The 19,895-nt window shown below is 40.4% G+C and carries 14 protein-coding genes; 3 read left to right on the top strand and 11 right to left on the bottom strand.

Annotated features, from left to right (window positions below; genetic code table 11):
* Window positions 1-11: 11 nt before the first annotated feature.
* The 5 genes from IEY42_RS04005 to IEY42_RS03985 all read right to left on the bottom strand — a co-directional run bounded on the left by IEY42_RS04005 (window position 12) and on the right by IEY42_RS03985 (window position 6,176).
* On the bottom strand, window positions 12-1,847 hold the full coding sequence (locus tag IEY42_RS04005; RefSeq protein ID WP_188924054.1) for a putative bifunctional diguanylate cyclase/phosphodiesterase: 1,836 nt from the start codon (window positions 1,845-1,847) through the stop codon (window positions 12-14).
* A gap of 1 nt (window position 1,848) precedes the next feature.
* Window positions 1,849-2,994, bottom strand: a complete 1,146-nt coding sequence (locus IEY42_RS04000) for an FIST signal transduction protein (RefSeq protein WP_188924053.1) — start codon at window positions 2,992-2,994, stop codon at window positions 1,849-1,851.
* Between the two features lie 244 nt (window positions 2,995-3,238).
* Entirely contained in the window at window positions 3,239-4,444 is a 1,206-nt protein-coding gene (locus IEY42_RS03995; RefSeq protein WP_188924052.1) for a class I SAM-dependent methyltransferase, read from the bottom strand.
* A gap of 203 nt (window positions 4,445-4,647) precedes the next feature.
* Entirely contained in the window at window positions 4,648-5,091 is a 444-nt protein-coding gene (locus tag IEY42_RS03990; protein WP_188924051.1) for a hypothetical protein, read from the bottom strand.
* Between the two features lie 638 nt (window positions 5,092-5,729).
* Window positions 5,730-6,176: a GyrI-like domain-containing protein gene (locus IEY42_RS03985; RefSeq protein ID WP_188924050.1), complete on the bottom strand. Its 447-nt coding sequence runs from the start codon at window positions 6,174-6,176 to the stop codon at window positions 5,730-5,732.
* A 304-nt stretch (window positions 6,177-6,480) separates the two neighbouring features.
* Here IEY42_RS03985 and IEY42_RS03980 point away from each other — a divergent pair, with 304 nt between their 5' ends.
* Window positions 6,481-6,663, top strand: a complete 183-nt coding sequence (locus IEY42_RS03980) for a hypothetical protein (RefSeq protein WP_229779907.1) — start codon at window positions 6,481-6,483, stop codon at window positions 6,661-6,663.
* Window positions 6,664-6,958: 295 nt separating this feature from the next.
* On the opposite strand, the gene IEY42_RS03975 is transcribed toward IEY42_RS03980, so the two are convergent.
* The 5 genes from IEY42_RS03975 to IEY42_RS03955 form a co-directional block, all read right to left on the bottom strand.
* Window positions 6,959-9,157: a Calx-beta domain-containing protein gene (locus IEY42_RS03975; RefSeq protein ID WP_188924049.1), complete on the bottom strand. Its 2,199-nt coding sequence runs from the start codon at window positions 9,155-9,157 to the stop codon at window positions 6,959-6,961.
* Between the two features lie 1,018 nt (window positions 9,158-10,175).
* Complete coding sequence (locus tag IEY42_RS03970) at window positions 10,176-11,849, bottom strand: methyl-accepting chemotaxis protein (protein ID WP_188924048.1); 1,674 nt, start codon at window positions 11,847-11,849, stop codon at window positions 10,176-10,178.
* A 335-nt stretch (window positions 11,850-12,184) separates the two neighbouring features.
* Window positions 12,185-13,852 (bottom strand): ABC1 kinase family protein, encoded by a 1,668-nt coding sequence (locus tag IEY42_RS03965; RefSeq protein WP_188924047.1) that lies wholly within the window; start codon window positions 13,850-13,852, stop codon window positions 12,185-12,187.
* 11 nt (window positions 13,853-13,863) lie between these two features.
* Window positions 13,864-14,544: a DUF6781 family protein gene (locus tag IEY42_RS03960; protein ID WP_188924046.1), complete on the bottom strand. Its 681-nt coding sequence runs from the start codon at window positions 14,542-14,544 to the stop codon at window positions 13,864-13,866.
* A gap of 116 nt (window positions 14,545-14,660) precedes the next feature.
* A complete protein-coding gene (locus IEY42_RS03955; RefSeq protein ID WP_229779906.1) occupies window positions 14,661-15,005 on the bottom strand; it encodes a carboxymuconolactone decarboxylase family protein in 345 nt (114 codons plus the stop codon).
* A gap of 412 nt (window positions 15,006-15,417) precedes the next feature.
* Here IEY42_RS03955 and IEY42_RS03950 point away from each other — a divergent pair, with 412 nt between their 5' ends.
* Window positions 15,418-17,295 carry a DUF294 nucleotidyltransferase-like domain-containing protein gene (locus IEY42_RS03950; RefSeq protein WP_188924045.1) on the top strand — a complete coding sequence of 626 codons (1,878 nt, stop codon included), beginning with the start codon at window positions 15,418-15,420 and terminating at the stop codon, window positions 17,293-17,295.
* 10 nt (window positions 17,296-17,305) lie between these two features.
* A complete protein-coding gene (locus IEY42_RS03945; RefSeq protein ID WP_188924044.1) occupies window positions 17,306-18,022 on the top strand; it encodes a 3'-5' exonuclease in 717 nt (238 codons plus the stop codon).
* A gap of 70 nt (window positions 18,023-18,092) precedes the next feature.
* Here the strand turns inward: IEY42_RS03945 and IEY42_RS03940 are convergent, their stop codons facing one another.
* On the bottom strand, window positions 18,093-19,673 hold the full coding sequence (locus IEY42_RS03940) for a BCCT family transporter (RefSeq protein ID WP_188924043.1): 1,581 nt from the start codon (window positions 19,671-19,673) through the stop codon (window positions 18,093-18,095).
* Window positions 19,674-19,895: the final 222 nt, after the last annotated feature.

Below are 19,895 nucleotides of genomic sequence, written 5' to 3'. Positions count from 1 at the left end.
ATTTTTGCTAATCAAGTCGTCAGCAATGAAATAAAGTCATTTATCGCCATCGGTTTATGAAAATAATAACCTTGAAACTCGTTACAGCCCATGTTGCTTAAGGTGGTCACTTCAGCCGCAGTTTCTACCCCTTCGGCAATTAAACCTAATTTAAAGGTTCTGGCAATCAGCATGGTAGCCTCAACAATGGCGCGACTATCCTCACGCTTATCAATGAGTGACACAAAGCTCTTATCGATTTTAATTTTATCCACGGGTAAATGTTTAAGGTAACTTAACGATGAATAACCGGTACCAAAGTCATCAATAGAAAGCTCAAAACCAATTTGTTTTAGCGCGTCAATTTTGGTTACGGCCAATTGAATATCTTCTAACATGGCGCTTTCGGTTAATTCAAGTTCAATGTCGCTAACCTTAATTTTATGTTTGCTGATTAACGCACTGACCCGCTGGATAAACTCTGGTTGATAAAACTGTTTAGCGCTGACATTAATAGCCACTTTGATTTGTTTTTTCAATGGCTGGTGTTGCAACGTTGTAATGCAGACACACGCTTGTTCAAAAATCCATTCACCTAGCGGAATAATAAAACCAGACTTTTCAGCAATCGCAATAAATTCATCGGGCGGGATAAAGCCTAGCTCAGCATGTTGCCAACGGATAAGTAACTCGGCGCCAATAATTTCGCCATGTTGATTAACTTGAGGCTGCGCTACCATAAAAAAGTCATTTTGAGCTAAGGCTGTACGCATATCGGCATCCAGTAAATAACGGCGCCGAATTTGTTTTTCCATATCTTGTTGGTAAAACACCGAGCTGGTCCCTGTCGAGACTTTCGCCTTTGACATCGCCAGGTCGCCCTGCATATACACGGTATATGCATCGCGACTAATCGCAGAAAAGTAGGTCACACCAATGCTGGCATTAACATCAATACTGCGATTACCAATCAAATAATGCTCATCAAAACATTGATGAACATTAAGCAGCAGCGCATCAAGATATGGCTGCTCCATCAGTTGATTTGGGCACACAATCACAAATGCATTACCTGAAAAACGGCCTAAAACTTCCCCTTGAATACAAATACCTTGTAATCGCTGTGTCAGTAAGCAAAGTATGTCATCACCCACTTGATGCCCAAGCGAATCATTAATATCTCGAAAGTTGTCTAAATCAATATAAAGTAATGCACCAGAGTTATTATGCTGGCCACATAATTGGATTTGTTGGTTAAGCACATTAATTAACCGCGTGCGGTTTGGTAAACCGGTCAACTCATCATGAAATGCAATATAGGTTAGTTGTTGCTCGGCTTGTTTTCGTTTTTCAACTTCATTTACCACTTGGGAGTGTTGCAAAGAAGCACGACATGCATGAAACAAATCTTTAACGGCGGGGGTTATGGCGTTAATCACCTGAGGCGGCAATGGGCTTTCATTACGCTCAAGGATAAAAATAGCCTGTTTTGATAAAGTAAAAAGCTGATAAAAAGTACCATTATGCTCAATGAATTGAGTCTCTACTTGCTCTGTTTCTGGTTGAGCTAATACTTGATTAAAAATAGTATTAATGGCGCTAATCTGCTCTGGATAACATGCTGCAATGCTAGGCATACTCACCCGGCCCCAATCACTATGACTGACTTCGCTGTCGCTAAATAAATCGCCTGCCACCAGTGTTGGCATATACAAATAAGCCGCTTTTACCGACAAACGGCGAATGCAAGTCTCCATATAACGACGACACAGCGACCTTAAGTCATCATTTGCATTGAGGCTGCGAGTAATTTCATACTGGATTGAAACCAACTCTAATGTGGCTAAATTGATAGAGGAATTTGGCAATTTACAAGCCCCCCAGCACTATTGTTTTATTTAAAAACTGAATAGCACCCTGGCGAGTATTTTTAATTTCACCAATGGATAATACCCCGGTAAGTATCTTATCTTGTTGTAATTGTTCACAAATGGCATCTAACTCTAATTGATAGTCATCACCTAAATAGAGCGCCCGCGAAATACAGTCAATTAACACAACAAAACGCATTTGGTCTGCCGTAGCAGGCAACAATTTTTGTGAAAACAGCTTTCCTGCATCACTTGCCGCTGCAATTAAAACATCCTTGGTGGCATTGAGAATATACACCAAACTGTTTTCAGCAACGTTACCCACGCACACAAGGCTATTACCTTTAACCGCAATAATATCTCTAACTAAATACTCTTCATTTAATTGTTTTAAACCAAAAGGATAACTGCGTAAATACTGCCCTATCTCATCTTGGGCGATCTTGACGCCACTGACGGTTGAAATGGCATCACTGAACACTGCTGCCGCAGGTTGATAATTTAAACTATGAATGAGGTTTGCATTGGCTTCGGTGACTAAATATGGTCCAGCGACTTGAGGCAGGTCGTGTTTGCCCTCAACTTGCAGTTTAAAAGAATTAGAATAACAAAAAAGAATTGCTGCATTGCGATAACAGCCTTGCTCATTGGCAATACACATATTAAAAGGATTATTAAGATCGCCAACACCCGCGCCAATTAAAATTCTGTCACTTCCTAAATTTTCATATACTGTGGCAATAAATGGTTCAACAGCATGGCTTAAACCATCTACAAAAATACCTGCAGAACCCAAAGTACCATTGGTCGCCACAAACTGTTGTAACTGTTGGCACAATACCTCGTGGCTGGCACCAATATCGGGAATAAGCAGACTGGTGATGGGCCCTTTAAATCCCAGTATCAGTATGCCGCTATAACTGTAGTGTTGACCAAACACCACACCAGGAATAACACAGGCATTTAAGGAGACGGGCGTTGCAGCGGCTATCGCGGGCATTGATTCAATGCATATTGATGACTGACTGCCAATGATCACCAAAATATATTGTGCATTTTTGCTGACAGTTTGGGCTATCAACGCAACAACATCATCCTTTGTTGCCTCATCTAAAAATTCAATGTTAGTAAATATGGCTGTCATTATTTATTTGAAATTCCCTATCATCAAATGGCTTAATAATCATAGCTTATATTATAAGCATGCCTATACCACATATGGCTAACTGTGGTTAAAGTCACACTAAGCCATTATAAATATTGGATAAAAACTACTTTTATTAGTGTGTTGCACCATAAAATCTTGCACCATCCTGGTCCAAGATATTGAAAAGGTTGACCGACTAATAAAAGCGACAACCTCCCTACCAACCACAAACATTAATCACTTAGCCTAACAAGGTTTCTAAGCATTGTTCTTTAATGCCATAAAACGCTTTAATGTCAGCAATTTGCTTTAAAATTGCGCTATTATCACGTGGTTGCTTACGTTTTTGCGCTAAAATCATTTTGTTTTTGCTGGTGTGCTCGAGTGAAATAAACTCAAATACCTGGGTGTCGTAACCGTGTGCTTCAAGTAAGAGTGCGCGTAAGCCATCGGTGACCATTTCGGCTTCTTGACCTAAATGAATACCATGTTGCAATAATGGTGCAAGCAGCTGTGGGCTTTGCATTTGTGGGCGAATTTGTTTGTGACAACATGGCGAACACATAATAATTTCAGCTCCAGTGCGGATCCCCATATGCAGCGCATAATCAGTCGCAATATCACACGCATGCAAGGCAATCATGATGTTAATGCCTTGAGCTTTAAAGTGCTGTACATCGCCCTGTTCAAACTTAATCCCGGTTAACGCTAGCTTTGCCGCAGTTTGATTGCATAAATCAACTAACCCCTGGCGTAACTCGACTCCTGTTACCTGGGTGTTCACCTGCAACTTATCAATAAAATAGTCATGCACGGCAAAGGTTAAATAGGCCTTACCCGAACCAAAATCAGCAATGTGCACTTCATTTTTATCGGCTAAGCCAGTGTTATCGATGGCCCGCGATAATACTTCAATAAATTTATTAATTTGTTTCCACTTACGCGACATTGACGGAATAATCTCGCCTTTTGCATCGGTAATACCTAGCTCGCGTAAGTAAGGACGGTCTTGTTCAACAAAGCGATTTTTGGCCCGATTGTGTGACAATGTGTCATCGGTGCTAGTTTGCTTGTCGTTGGTTTTTGGCGCATTTTTATTGCGGTATTTATTGATTAACACTTTGCCTTTTTTACTGATACTCAACTGCACTTCCCACTCATGAGTGATTAAATGTGCACTTTGAAAGTCCCGCCCTAACCATTGTAGGAAAAGGCTGCTGGCATCTGTTTGCTCAACATTTTTAGTAATGTGATTGGTGCGATATTCATATAAACAAGATGCAAGACGTTGACCCTTAAGCTCTACGCTGCGTACAGCAATACGATTAAGCTCTTTATCGTCGCCACGGTATTTAGAAAACACTAAACGTTGTAATGTGTTGTTTTTTAACGCGTTAGCGCATTCTTGTACAAAGCCATTTAGCTCGAGGGGAGTTACGTTTGACATTAAAATCTCGTTTACATTAAAAAATTTAAAACGGCATGCCACAAATGCTCCTAGAGCATCACTAGCGGCTTATTCTGATAGCCTATTCTACACCATATCGCAGATACTACTCCCCTATTGATTTGGATTAATGCATTTTAGCTCAAGTGACTAGTTCCGATAATCAGAAGAAATAAGATAGGTCTTAACTTAAATAGATGAGCCTAATGGCCGATATCTACCACTTCAAACTCTATGGCTTGCAGAATTTCCTCTTCAACGATGATGACAAACTGATACGCACCTGGAAAGAAGCGCTTTTTATCTTCAAATAAAATAGCTTCATAGTCTGAATTGCTAGGAGGCTTAATGAGCCAGTAACCATCAACTGCAAATTCTTCATAAGTCTGTGTTGTATTATTAAACTTAAAAATATAGTAACCCAATGAATAACTTGATTTTTCTAAATTTTCAACTCTAGCCCCAAATTGATTAAGAGGTATGCCATCTTTTGATAATATTTTGAGGTTAGGATTAATTGCATAAGCACCATCTGCTTCAATGATGAGACCAAACTCAACTTTAAAGTTATTCTCTACCTGCGGTTTTGGCATGGTTGTACAGGCAGATAAGAATAAAATAAATAAACACACAATAAATTTATTCATAAATCCCTTTAAGTAAACAATCGAACAATAATGAATGTCGCGATCAAAAAGTATGTGACATAACTATGCAACCTAACGTGCTTTGAATCTATACTGCTTGCAAAATCTAAAGATTGCCATACCGACGCTTTGAAACATAAATACGCACTCATTAATTGAGTATATCGGGAAGATTAAGCCAATAGATTGCGCAATATAATCATGATGAAAAGACCCGCTTGAAAAGAGTATGCTAACTGACATTGAGTAAATTTAGCACCGTCAAATTTATCTATCGAACCACGAAAATAAATGTGGCCTCGCCTTAAACTGTTAACTAACTGATATTCTAAAAAGATTAGCAGACACACTAGCCCCAAATATGTCAAGAACTGACTCTCAGGGCCTGTTGAAATAATCGCGACATTTCTGAGAAACAGCATCGTCACTATCATGCCTAAAAAATGGCCTATCACAATCGTAAACATCTATTTTCCTCTACAACATCGACAAGCCAAATTGTGTCGCTGATGGCAATTGACCGCGGCATGACTACTGTAAATATCAGCCAGTTATGGTTATAAAAAATCCACAGTGTCCAAATGACCTCCTATGTCGATAAACAATAACTCAAGAGGCTCGAGCTCAAATGCACTCGCTTAAGCATGCTTAACAGAGATAAAGAGTTCTACTTCATTTTCATTGATATAGTGTTCAAAGTCTGTTGTATAAGCCCTTGTCAGTTGACAAGTATCATTATCAAAATATTCCCAAACCTCGCCCCATAAATCGATAATGGCTTGAGGCATTTCTCCTGTACCTTTAAACACCAAATACTCACCAGATTGAATCTGAAATGACGCAAGATCTCCAACTGTTAGTTTGTCTGAACATGCTACAACATCAAAGCTCCCCATGTGATCTGACTCATAATGGGTATAAAGACCGAATACATTTGAGCCTTGAGTGAGGCTTGCAGCTAACTGTTCATAAAACTGTTGCCAAAGCGCACCAATTTTGGCTGTAGAGGGTGACATTTCAGATAAGTTATCTGTCCGTATCGAGATGCCTTTCACATCCATATTGTCGAGATTAACGATATTCATTTTTTCGTCCTTGAGACAGTATTTAACTCTGTTGTATTGGGGTGCTTTATGACGCCACTTGTTTGCAGGGCTTTATTGATGCAGGTACCTGTGAAATAAATATGTTTATTCGGTGATTGAATAAAATAACTCAAGCAACTCAAAAACCGCATTTAGTCGTTGTTAACCTAAAGTAATCTACACATTAAATCAATGATGTAGTCGTTGGAAATAAAGGCATTCATGGTTAATATCAGGATTTGAAGGACAACAAGACAATATCAGCCAAGCGAAACCTCAAGCACAACGCATTCTTGCACAGCAAATGACACGCTTTGTTCATGGTGATGAAGGCTTAGCCAGTGCAGAGCGGAGCACCCAAGCGCTATTTAGCGGTAATGTACAACAACTCAGCTTAAATGAGCTCAAGCAACTTGAGTTAGATGGATTACCCAGCATACAAAGTCCCAAGATGATTTGGTCGCATTATTGGTGCTATCAGGTTTAGCAAAATCAAATAGAATTGCCCTCTTCAATTTTCGCCTTAAATGTACAACTACGATTCTGATTTTAATGTTCTGCTGTTCGTCTGTTTTTCACCAGAGAAAACATCACTCATAAAGTAAAAGTCACTATATCACCCCAAATGAGCACTATAGTATCTTCCCCAAACGGCTATTTCACTTGCTTGGCTCTGTACAATATTGTTAATGAAAAAAAATATAAATTTAAAATATAATATTTATTTTCAATGGATTACTAACAGCTTACAAAACCGAACTGTAACAGAACCGAGCCATACATTAATAACTCAAGTGTGTTGTTGTCGAAGCTAACACTTCTGGTTGAGGCGGATGCTGCGCTGCCATCCATTTAAACTGATCGACTTTATCACCGTGATGCGTCATACCAGTGATAAATGCGGGTTTAATACTCTGGTAATACAATTTAACGTCCACGGTCAGTTCGTTATCGGCCAAACCAGACCAATCTAATTGATAATGAACCACATCACTACCACTACCTTGTTCACTGTTTTCGCGGTTAAAGTCAGGATCTTGGTTCGCAGCACCAATGATTGCCACCTCTGAATTATAACGCTCACTTGATGTACTAAATCCTTCGGGAGGAATGCGATTGTCCTTAAGGTAATTCACGCCGTGCAGCAAAACATAGGTTACGTGTTGGTTACTGTCGGCCATCACCGATTCATATACCGGGATCTGTTGACTCGAAGTAACAGTATCTATGTGATGCGAATAGCATGCATCATTGTTGTCGGCGATATTGCTTGCCAGCACACAGTCATCGCTTGCTTGAAAAGCATCAACTGCAATAGCGCCGAATGCAGACGGAACGCCCGAACTGAATAAAATATTATCTTGTGGATCAGAAACGGTGACAGAAAGCCAAACACGACGACTCGGAAAACTCGTTGGTAGTTTATGGCCGCTGTGGTTTACCACTTTAACATCAAATGTGAGCTCGCTATTTTGCACATCGACTGACGTTAATTCGACACTTGCGGCATGACTCGTTAGAAATTTGCGGTTTCTCGCAATCACATCGTCAAATCCCGTCTCTGACGTTGAATTGGCAATACCCAATTGTTCATCATAATCTCGCAATAGCTGTGGCAAAGAAGTATTACCGCCTAAAAACTGGTGTTGAGAATACTCAGTTCTTACAGGCCAATTGGCATTTGCGTTGCCATTTGCCGTGGTCGCAATCTGAGTTTCATAGTCTGTGATTTGCGGCATATGACAAGTCTGGCATTGCTTATCTTCATCATTGCCTTCATTAAACGTACTGTTTAACCATTCGGTGTAGGGAGCTTGTTCTACAAGGGTGGTACTCAATAATTGGTCATTGTTAATGTCTATTGAAGGCGCTTTTAAGTTATGACAAACGGCGCACAAACTAGACCCTTGCATATGAGCGCCACCTTTCACTTCATATTGAGTATTATTTCGCATTGCTCCGCGAACAACGTCATCATAAGGCCCGTAGATAGATAGCAGTTCTGTATTAATGGTGACTTTCTCTGCAACCGTCGGTGACACGGTCACAGGGTCGATTTGATGACATAAGGTACAACTCACCCCTTCACGAGCGGTCATATTCAATTGAGCAACATCCATACCATAACAACCATCTGTGCGAACGCAGTTGTCCAAAGTTAAATTGGTCTCGGTAAGGTGGGCGGTATAATGTGCCATGGGGGCGTGGCAACTGAGGCATTTATCTTCTATCGTGCCTTTAAGATCTGGAAAATGAAGGGTTTCTTCCTCAACAACAGCTAAGTAGTACGGATCATTAAGTGCGTGCGCCATTGCATCATGCTGCCAGCCTGCATAAGGGCTAATATCTTTACCTGTCGCCGTTTGTGGCAGCCTTAATACGCCACTACTATCATTTGCACCTTGATGGCAATTTCCACACGATGATGCCGGAGCAAAGGCACCGTTTACATCCCATGCAGCATCAAATTCTATACGTTCAGGAAAGTCATAATCATCATTGGCAATAATCGAAATCAAACTGATGCTTGAGGAAATGGTTGCGCCAGATGCTGCAAAAATCTCAAGAGAAAAACGCTCTAGCGGCTCATTAATTAAATCATCAATCAACTGGACTGAAATTATTTTCTCTATTTCGCCGATATCAAATGTAATACTCTGTGTTGCAGCGACAAAGTCACTCTCAGCCAGTGCCGAATCGCTCAATAGGCGGTAATTAACAGTGACTGAGGTCGATGTTGCCGTTGACAAGGTTATTGCAACACCTATTGGCTCCTGTTGCTCCTCTACGGTTAACGTTGCAGGTACTGAAAGTGTCGGTAACGGTTCGTTGCTTGGGTCATTGGCCCCGGGATCAACGACCGCAGTATCATCAGCTGGTGAGCTGGTATCATCTCCCCCGTTACAAGCAAACAAAGTGAAACAACAACTCAACATCAGTAAAATATTACGACATAACGAAGAAAATCTAACGGTATACATAAATACCACCTTAAAACTTATACAAGTTTAATGGGGGAATGATGATGTGTCCGTTTAGTTAAAATAGCCGAGTGAGGTCGATATTTTTTTTAAAATCCTAATGTTAAGAAGCTAAATCTACAAACGCTCAATTTATAGGCTCTCTAACAGCGAAACCTCAATAGCATAATGATGTAACACACGGCCACCATTTACTCACTTAGCAACCTCATCGTAAAGCCAACCACATAAACTGACGAGATGAAAATGCAAAGCTTATTTTTTAACCATAATATACCCATTATTAGTGTGGGTATATGAATAATGTCCCTTTCAATAACCTAACTAAACTATGCCAATCAAAACCATACATGCCATTATTTGTACATTTCAACGGAATGAATAGCGCTAGGCAGTATCTTGATTTTTAACGAAATTGCGCTAAGAGAGTCACTATGTGTGTGTTTGCCTGCTTTTATTGCTAAGCGCACGACGATTTGACCGTTCACCGACATGCTAAGTCGATGAATGGTTAATTGATTTTACTTTGACGGCAAACGAGTCAAATACCCTGCATAAGCAAGTATGCTCGCCCATCTATATCACTGGCAGGAGGTTCAAATGTGTTATGTACTTTTATTCGCTATAAACCCAAAAACAGCTTGATTTAAGCATTGTTTGTTTTATTCAACATGGTTACTGACATGAACCCTAGAACAGGGAGTATCACCAATGTTAAAAATTGTGGGGCATCTAAAATAGCTGCCGATAAAATAGCCGTCGCCCACATAAGACTAATAGCTGTACTTTTTTTATTGCATATTTTCATAATCACCACCATCAAGAGTTGATTGAAGCAACTAACAACTTAACAGCTACTTTGTTTGTTGCAAACTTTAAGGTATTACTGTTAAAGCACATAACAGCTTATCAAAACCAAGCCATATATGGCCATGTTCTCATTTCAGTACCCCCATATCATGACTCATCATATGGGGGTTACATTTTTACTTGCACGAGCTTAATAAACTGATGAATATTATGTTTTAAAATGTCCAACCAACTCATTTAATTGACTACCTGAATTGGCCAATGAAGAGCTAATTGTTGCGGCTTTCTCTAAGTCATCATTCAATTCAAACACAATCTCTTGGATATGGGTCAGGTTAGTCGTGATATCTTCAGCCACAACACTCTGTTCTTCTGCAGCAGCTGCAGTTTGCATCCCCATATCATGAATGTCAGCAACCACTTTTTGGATGTCGGATAGTCGTGTTTGTATGACAGATGAGTCTTGGATTGTTTGTTCGCCGCGTTGTTGGCTAGTAGACATTGTGGTCACGGCGTCTTTAACACCCACTTGCAAATTAATCAGCATCTCATTAATTTCTTGGGTACTGGCTTGGGTTCTGCTTGCCAGAGTGCGGACTTCATCTGCAACAACCGCAAAGCCTCGCCCTTGCTCGCCCGCTCTAGCCGCTTCAATTGCAGCGTTCAGTGCCAAAAGATTAGTTTGTTCTGCAATACTACCAATAACATCAGTCACACTGGTAATGCGATCTGTTTGGTCACTTAATGATTTTATCGCATCAGAGGTGGTGTTCACCTCTGAAACAAGCTGATTAATACTTTCAATCGCTTTAAATACTTCTTGTTGAGCACTACTTATCTCATTATTAGCGGCGCTAATGGCAACTGACGTCGTATTGGTATTATTGGCAACTTCCTTCGCTGTTGCGGACATCTCAGTAATCGCCGACACCACTTTTTCGGTTTCTTGGCTATGCATATGCATGGTTTTCACAGAGTTACTGGTTTGTGAATCTAGGCTTTTAGCCGCTTGTTGTACTGCAACCGAGCTGTTTTTTACCTCAGCTATAAGAGGTTGTAACGTATCCATAAACTGATTGAATGCATCACCAAGCTCAGCAACTTCATCCTTACCTTGAGTTTGCAGGCGACCGGTTAAGTCACCATTACCATGCGCAATTTCTTTGAGCTTATCTAGCATTGAACTTAACGGGATAAGAGAGCGATTAACCACAATAATCACAATCACAGCGGTAATAACTAACCCCAAAATGGCAACCATAATAGCAAAACTCAAATCTTTCTCTAACAAGGTTTGCCGCTGTTCGATGTATTGAGCAACTTGCTTATCAACGTCATCAACATAAATGCCCGTGCCCAATACCCAATCCCATTTATCTAAGTACTCGGCATACCCCAGTTTTGGTGCCAGGGCATTAATGGAGGGTTTATTCCATGAAAAATTGAGGAATCCATCGCCCTTGGTTGCCGCGTCAATTAATCCGGCAATGACTGGCACCCCATTTTCATCTTTTAGACCGTATAAGTTTTTACCTTCTAACTCAGGTTTTATGGCGTGCAGAGTATTGAGCCCTGAGGAATCATAAGCAAAAAAATAGCCATCATCGGCAAAGCGCATATTTTTAAGGATGATCTTAGCCTGTTGTTTATTATTCCCATTCACATCGGCGTCATAAAGAGCTTTAATGGCGGTACGACCCAAACGCAAGTTGGCTTTCAGGAAAGTTTGATTTATTGCAACCAATTCCTCTTTATAATCAATTGCTTGGCATTCAAAATCTGAAGTGAGATTCAAATAAAAAGTGATAGTAACAAGTAAGGTTATAAGGAATAGTGGTAACATTGTTAATAGCAGTAGCTTCCCGCGACTTTTAAGGTTCATCTTTACTCTCCATTTAAAGAACTGCTAACTATATAGACTATATTTGACACTATTTCTGTAAATTTCTAATTTTAATCATATTTTAGTTATTTATTGATTTTTAGTCTTTTTACCCCCAGTGATTTACTGTTGTTTATGTGCAATGGTTTATCAATGTCTACGGCTGTATTGTCGGTTCGCGGAATGATGGGATTATAGGATTATGGGATTGTTGGATTATAGGATTATGGGATTGTCAGATTGCTGGATTGTCGGCTTACACTATTGGAAGTAATTTGGCAGGACATCTTTATCTATTGTTATCGTTTGCGAGGGTGCTGACGATTAAAATCAATTTATTTCCACCGTCCACTAGACCAGATAGAAAACAACAACCATATTCCCCCCGCTAGCGCACTTATAAACCCCAATATGCCAAATAATGTTGGACCGCCTTCAACTGTCATGACGATAGATGATCCAATAATCATCGCCGCAACCACATTTCCAATCGCCACCCTGCTAGCGGCTCGGTCAAGTTGATTTCCAAAGGTTTTTAACCGTGTTATATCAACATGGAACTGGAATCTTCCTCTACGTGCTGAACGTAACAATTGTTGTAAATCTTGCGGTAATCCAGTTAATAATTCTGTGGCGTCGACAATGGCTTGCCAACCTCTTTTGGCGATGGCATCGGGGGCGGTCCGCTCTAACATAAGCTGATGTAATAAAGGCTTTGCTTCAGACACCATATTAAACTCAGGGTCTAACTGCTGCGCAACACTTTCAAGTATTATCAAGGCTTTAATCAAAATAATGATATCAGGAGGTAAGCTAAGCCCATGCTCTCTGAGCAGTGACATCAGCTCTGTCAGCATCATGCCTAAATGGACGCTTTTTAATGACACACCGTGATATTTATCAATAAACTCTTCAACTTCAAAACTCAAATGTTGACAATTTAACGGAAGGTCGCCAGCCCAATCGAGCAACACTTCCACAACTCGAGGTGCATCTAACTCAACCATGCTATGTAACAATGTGACTACTTGATGACGGCGCTCAAAAGATAAGCGTCCCACCAAACCAAAATCAATAAAAGCAATGTGATTTTCTGGCAAATAAAAAATATTACCTTGATGAGGATCTGCATGATAAAAACCATCAATTAAAATCATTTTTAATGCCGCTTGTCCTCCATAATGGGCTAAGCGTTTTCTGTCTAAACCCGCCTGCTCCACTGCTGTAATATCTTGGCCAGGAATACCATCAATAAATTGTTGAACGTTGACACGCTCACTGCACCACTGCCAATACATTTTAGGGATAACAATATTAGGATCACCTTCAAAATTTTTGGCGATTCTTTCAGCGTTGCGGCACTCGGCTAATAAATCCAATTCCCGCCGCAAAGAATGGGTAAATTGACGAACGACTTCACGCGGTTTAAAACGGCGTAACGCGGTTGACTCAGACTCCATTAACTCAGCAATACGCGCAAGTAAACGCAAATCAGCTTCCATTGATGCTTGAATGCCCGGTCTGCGCACCTTAACAATCACCTCAGTACCATCTTGTAATCGAGCTCGATGAACTTGGGCAATAGATGCTGCGGCAAAAGGGGTTGGATCAAACTCGGCAAAAGCGTCGTGTGGACTACAACCTAAATCGTGTTGTAATTGTTCAATGATTAAATCAAATGGCACCGAAGGTACTTGATTTTGTAACTTTTTAAACTCAGTTGTCCATTCAGAAGAAAACAAATCTGAACGTGTCGCGAGGATCTGGCCGAGCTTAATAAAAGTGGGCCCCATTTCGGTCAATGCATTGCAAAACCTAACGGGAGATTCTAGATTGGTGATACCTGGAGTATGCTTCCAATTCAATGCTTTACCGGCATCGTTAACGATATTTGCCAAACCCAGTCTGCGCAGCACATCACCGAAACCATAACGGATCAAGACCGAAGCGAGTTCATTCAGTCGGCCAATATCTCGTGCAGTACTTAGCGTCTCCCACAGCATGGCTCACCTATCTATTTATGTTCGTTTTCTGAAGAGGTAGAGGTTATTTTTTTATCCAAGGTTTGTGCAATCGCCTCAAGAAAGCCTGCCGCCGCATATGCAAGGTTACTGGTGACTTTCGATGCAGAATCAACGCCAGCTGAAACCGTTTCGCTTAATCGTTCACTGAGTTGCTCATTTAACAGTTTAGCCGTTTCTGTTGCTTTTTGGCCAATGCCTGTGCCAGTTAAACGACCATGACGAACTAAATCATTGAGAGTTTCCGACACTGTCTCACTTGTCTCTTTAGCCACGTCTTTTAACGTCTCTAAATACATACTTTCAAAGTCATTAAGGTCTTTTATAGCGTGCTGCAAATCTTGTTTATTGAATGTTTTGACGTGGGAGCTGGCTTCTTCAATGGCTAATTTGGATGCTTCTGCGGCAGAGCATAATGCATCATCAAGACCCGCAACAGCATTTGCCAATTTGTTTCGACCATCAGGCCCATGAATAACAGCCCCTAAACCGGCTCCTTTGACCATGCGGTAAGTCACTTGAGTAATCTCATCAATATTTAACTTACCGTCACTCAATACGTTAAGGGTAATACGACGAACCTCTTCCCTAATATTATTATCAGCCTCAACCGCATCTTTGATGACATCTTCGAGAGGTTGATGATGACTTGTTTCACTTTTGACTGTACCCATCACTATTCTCCTACACAATTTAACACTGCTCGGAAAACCCACACAAGAATCGACTCGTTAATCAACTATGGTTAATTCAGTTTTTACTGTGTTGTTGAATTCTGAGTATTAAGTTATCACCCCTGCTGTTGATATTGACTCACGGCTTGCATGGCTTCAATACCATAAACCATAGCGGGGCCACCACCCATCAGTATGGCTACTGACACGGTTTCAACAATTTCTTCTTTACTAGCACCTGCCTGCAAAGCGTCATGTACATGAAAGGCTATACACCCTTCGCATCTAACCGTGATCGCTATACCAAGGGCTATAAGCTCTTTGGTTTTACTGTCCAATGCTCCAGGAGCAATAGATGCCTTATGCAGTTCAGAAAACCCTTTCATGGTCTGAGGAATAGCCACCCCGAGTTTATCCATCCAGGTACTGAGTTCTTTATAACGTTCAGGAAAGTTTGTCATAAGATTGTCTCATGTTGTGTTAGCACAGAACTCATCAGCTAACTAACCGTTAAATAAAATAACACTCACATAATAAATCTAAGTCAAATATTTCCATAAAACCTTGACGCACCTCAATAACCCAATGGATAGCGAACAATAAATAAACAATGATTTTATCAAAAGCGGCAACCTCGCACAGTGATAGCCATTCGTGCCTTCCATGTTATCGATAGTCTGTCTTGGTCAGGGGAGCTTTGGTTTATTGTTAACAATAAAGGTAAATTAAGCCTCAAGTTTGTTCGATATTGAACGCTGTTTTACTGCAAAATATTCAATAACACGATAAATCCCCATGTTGCGTTATTTACTCGTATAATATCAACATCGCTATAAACAAAGTTTCAGTCATCACACATTAACAGGTCTATTCATGACAGCCGAAGTACTCGAAATTCAGAGCTTTATTGCTCAGTATGCTCCCTTTGATCAGCTTCCAGAACAAGTCTTAATTGACGTTGCCAAAAGTGTTGAGATCTCTTATTTCCGTACTGATAGTATGATTGTTAACTTTAATGACAGGATTACTGAACTTTATATGATCCGCAGTGGTGTCGTAGAGTTATATCGTCGTAAAGGTGAGCTCTATAATCGTCTTGATCAGGGGCAATTATTTGGCCAAATGGGCTTATTGACCAATAATAAAGTGCGCTTCCCGGCCAAAGCGGTAAAAGATACCCTTGTATACTGCATTCCAGAATCGGTGTTCAATGACTTATGTGAAAACTATGACGATTTTGCAGATTTTGTTGAGGCAGAGGATACCACTCGCTTAAAACAAGCAGTAAAGGGCAAAACCGTTGATGCTAATGCACTTACCACCTCTAAAGTCAAAACGTTACTCACTAGAGAGCCTGTTGTTCTGCCTTGTAATAGCACCATCCAAGCCGTTGCCAAGATAATGACCGAAGAGAATATTTCGGCGGTATTAATTAATGACCCAGATATAGAAGATCAACAAGACAGTAATTTTGTGGGGATTATTACCGAACATGATCTCTGCGCAAAGGTTATTGCTGCGGGGGTTAATGTAGACAGTCCTATTTCACAAGTCATGTCGATCGGTTTAATTTCACTGGATCATAACGCATACATCTTTGAAGCTATGCTACTGATGCTTCGCAATAAAATTGATCATCTGCCTATTCTTAAAAATAAAATCCCCATAGGCCTGATTGAAGTAGCCGATATTATCCGTTACGAGTCGCAAAATAGTTTGTTATTTGTCAGCAGTATCTTTCAGCAGAAAAGTTGCGAAGATTTAGTGTTGTTATCTTCGCAGTTAAAAAGTTGTTTTGTGCGCATGGTGAATGAAGATGCCAACTCACATATGGTCGGACGGGCAATGTCTGAAATCGGCCGTAACTTTAAGCAGCGACTATTAGAACTTGCAGAAGAAAAATTTGGCCCACCACCGATTCCATATTGCTTTTTAGCGCTGGGGTCAATGGCTCGCGATGAGCAACTGATGGTAACCGATCAAGACAATGCCATTATTTTGGATAATAGTTATAAAGCCGCAGTGCACGGTGAGTATTTTGCAAAGTTAGCCGACTTTGTATGTGATGGGTTAGCCGCTTGCGGTTACAGTTATTGCACTGGCGATATTATGGCCAGTAATCCAGAGTACCGTAAAACTCGCTCAGAATGGGAAGCATGTTTTGGTGATTGGATAGAAAAACCAAACCCGCAAGCCTTGTTAAATTGCTCTATATTTTTCGATCTAACCGGGGTTTATGGTCGGGTTAAATGGGCTGAACAATTAAATGCATTTATCTTGAACAAAGCCAAGAAAAACAATCGCTTTTTAGCTTGTCTGGCGCACAACGCACTTAACCGCACCCCACCGCTGGGATTTTTTAAAGACTTTGTGATGGAAAAAGATGGTCGTCATAACAACTCCATCAATTTAAAACGTCGTGGCACGGCGCCATTAGCCGACTTGATCCGAGTACATGCCCTAGCTATCGGCTCACAATCGCAAAACTCATTTGAACGCTTAGAAGATATTATCGACGCGGGTATTTTACCCAATTCAAAGGGTGAAGATTTACAACACGCAATGGAGCTTATCTCGTTGGTACGCCTGCGTCACCAATCATCCGATATTGAATCAGGGATTGAACCTGATAATAATATTGAACCAGAAAATATGTCTGATTTTGAACGTCGTAATCTTAAAGATGCATTTTTAGTGTTAAGTAATGCGCAGAACTTTTTGAAATATCGCTACAGTTCTAACAAACGTTAAAGGCTAACTCATGACTCATTTCAGTAAATCGGAGATTTTAAACTGGCAAGCCTTTCTCGAATTAAAAATGCAAAACAGTAAAGATCGACGCTTGTTTGATTTTTACCATGCTGGCACTTATCACAATGAAACACCATTAAGTGAAATTGACTTTGTGGCGCTAGACTTTGAAACTACCGGCTTAGACTCAGAGCAAAATAGCATCATTAGCATTGGTTTAGTGCCCTTTACGTTACAGCGTATTTTTTGCCGTAAAGCAAAACAGTGGTATCTCAATCCACAAGACAAGCTGCAAGAAAACTCCATTATTATTCACGGCATCACCCACTCAGATTTACAAGATGCTCCTGATATATTATTGATTTTAGGACAACTTTTAGATCAACTGGCAGGTAAAGTGGTCGTGGTACATTATCGACATATTGAGCGTGATTTTCTTAATCACACGTTACGCTTATTAATCAATGAAGGAATTGTTTTTCCGGTAATAGATACCATGCAAATTGAAGCCAATTTGCACCGAGCGAAATCTCAGGGTTTATTGAATTTCTTTAAACCAAAGCGTCCACATTCAATTCGGTTAGCGAATAGTCGTGAACGTTATAACTTACCCGCTTACGCGCCTCACGATGCATTAACCGATGCGATTGCCACGGCAGAATTACTGCAGGCACAAATTAAGTATCACTTTAGTCCAGATACTGCGATCAAAAAATTATGGGTTTAATGTTAACCTAAATCCAATGCATAAAAAAAAGCCGGTGAATGAATCATCGGCTTTTTTACAAATATAAAAATTATCTTTTATTATGTTTTTCGGTACGCATTCCCATTATCAAACTAACGCACATTAGCAATAAGATAATAGTAAACGGAAGTCCCGTAGAAATAGCTCCAGCTTGTAATGCCTCAACCGCCTGAGTACCACCGACCCAAAGTAATACTGCAGCAATGGCCCCTTCTATCACAGCCCAAAAAATACGTTGTGGGATCGGAGCATCAATTTTACCGCCAGCAGTAATACTGTCGATAACTAAAGAGCCCGAATCAGAAGACGTAATAAAGAAAACCAAAACCAATATCACGGCCAACATTGATAACAGATTACCTAAAGGTAACGCATCAAACATCTCGAACATCGCCAGTGGAACGGCAGTTAAGCCCTTATCACCTAAGATCCCTACTTTATCAATAACTTGTTCAATGGCAACACCACCAAATACAGACATCCATAAAATAGTCACCACAGTAGGTACGATCAATACAGTGGCAAGGAACTCACGAACTGTACGACCGCGAGAAATACGAGCAATAAACATGCCTACAAATGGTGACCATGAAATCCACCAAGCCCAATAGAAGACGGTCCAGCCATGCATCCAAGCTTCATCTTCTCGACCAATTGGGTTACTTAGCGGGATAATATTCTTAATATAACCCATTACCGTTGTAGGTATTGTCCCCATTGATATAGCGAAAGTCACCAGTGCAACGAAAACAAGTAAGGCAAAAGCAAGAAACATATTAATGTTACTGATGACTTTTACACCGCCTTCAAGCCCACGCACTACCGAAATCACTGCAAGCAAAGTGACACCTGTAATAATCGTAATTTGTAAAGTAAGCGAACCTTCAATACCAAACACATGTTGGAATCCACCAGCGGCTTGTTGAGCACCTAAACCTAATGACGTTGCAAGACCAAATAATGTGGCTAATACGGCGAAAATATCAATGATATGCCCAGGCCAGCCCCATGTACGATCACCCAAAATTGGATAAAAAGCCGAACGAATTGAAAGTGGCAACCCTTTGTTAAAAGCAAAGAAAGCCATAGACAAGGCAACCACACCATAAATTGACCAAGGGTGTAATCCCCAGTGGAACATGGTTGCACCCAGTGCTAGTTCAGCAGCCTCTGGCGTATTAGCTGCCACATTCAACGGTGTTTCATACCAACCAGTGTAATAGGCTAAGGGCTCTGCAACCCCCCAAAACATCAAACCAATTCCCATACCTGCAGCGAACAGCATCGCAATCCAAGAAAGCCTTGAATAATCTGCTTTTGCACCATCTCCGCCTAAGCGGATCTTACCAAAAGGAGAAACGATTAATGCTAAGCAAAAAACCACAAAAATATTTGCCGACCACATAAATACACTGTCAAATGTACCAATAATTTGCCATTTTAAACCGTCTAAAAACTCTTTTGATGTAGCCGGGTCAATGACTAATATAGCAATTAAAAAAGCAAGAATTAAACCTGCACTAATCCCAAAGACGGCGTTGTGTATATCAAAACCCCATTTTTGGATGTTATCTTGTCCGACAGTATAATCGGTATTATCTATACTGTACTTGTCCTTATTCATCATCATAAAACCTCTTTTTAGAACGACCTGACACTCAAAAAGTGAAGGTCGATATAATTTCCTGGTGGGATTTTAGCAAAAACAACTGATAATTTCAGATTTAATTAAGGTTAAGACTTATTTAAACAGCTGATTTATTGTAGTAATAAATCACAATTCACTCTGGCCTGTTGCCCTTTGCTGGTTAATTTTATATAAGTTAAAACGTGTAAATAGAGGTTATCGATT

This window comes from Shewanella algicola, from assembly GCF_014648035.1.
Classification (GTDB): Bacteria; Pseudomonadota; Gammaproteobacteria; order Enterobacterales; family Shewanellaceae; genus Shewanella; species Shewanella algicola.
Note: the sequence above shows the minus strand (reverse complement) of the source record. Positions and strands in the feature narration are given on the sequence as shown.

Bases quoted from the DNA above. Each gene is read 5' to 3' on its own strand.
- IEY42_RS04000 (WP_188924053.1), bottom strand. From the start codon at position 2,994: ATGACAGCCATATTTACTAACATTGAATTTTTAGATGAGGCAACAAAG.
- IEY42_RS03995 (WP_188924052.1), bottom strand. From the start codon at position 4,444: ATGTCAAACGTAACTCCCCTCGAGCTAAATGGCTTTGTACAAGAATGC.
- IEY42_RS03990 (WP_188924051.1), bottom strand. From the start codon at position 5,091: ATGAATAAATTTATTGTGTGTTTATTTATTTTATTCTTATCTGCCTGT.
- IEY42_RS03985 (WP_188924050.1), bottom strand. From the start codon at position 6,176: ATGAATATCGTTAATCTCGACAATATGGATGTGAAAGGCATCTCGATA.
- IEY42_RS03980 (WP_229779907.1), top strand. From the start codon at position 6,481: ATGACACGCTTTGTTCATGGTGATGAAGGCTTAGCCAGTGCAGAGCGG.
- IEY42_RS03975 (WP_188924049.1), bottom strand. From the start codon at position 9,157: ATGTATACCGTTAGATTTTCTTCGTTATGTCGTAATATTTTACTGATG.
- IEY42_RS03970 (WP_188924048.1), bottom strand. From the start codon at position 11,849: ATGAACCTTAAAAGTCGCGGGAAGCTACTGCTATTAACAATGTTACCA.
- IEY42_RS03965 (WP_188924047.1), bottom strand. From the start codon at position 13,852: ATGCTGTGGGAGACGCTAAGTACTGCACGAGATATTGGCCGACTGAAT.
- IEY42_RS03960 (WP_188924046.1), bottom strand. From the start codon at position 14,544: ATGGGTACAGTCAAAAGTGAAACAAGTCATCATCAACCTCTCGAAGAT.
- IEY42_RS03955 (WP_229779906.1), bottom strand. From the start codon at position 15,005: ATGACAAACTTTCCTGAACGTTATAAAGAACTCAGTACCTGGATGGAT.
- IEY42_RS03950 (WP_188924045.1), top strand. From the start codon at position 15,418: ATGACAGCCGAAGTACTCGAAATTCAGAGCTTTATTGCTCAGTATGCT.
- IEY42_RS03945 (WP_188924044.1), top strand. From the start codon at position 17,306: ATGACTCATTTCAGTAAATCGGAGATTTTAAACTGGCAAGCCTTTCTC.
- IEY42_RS03940 (WP_188924043.1), bottom strand. From the start codon at position 19,673: ATGATGATGAATAAGGACAAGTACAGTATAGATAATACCGATTATACT.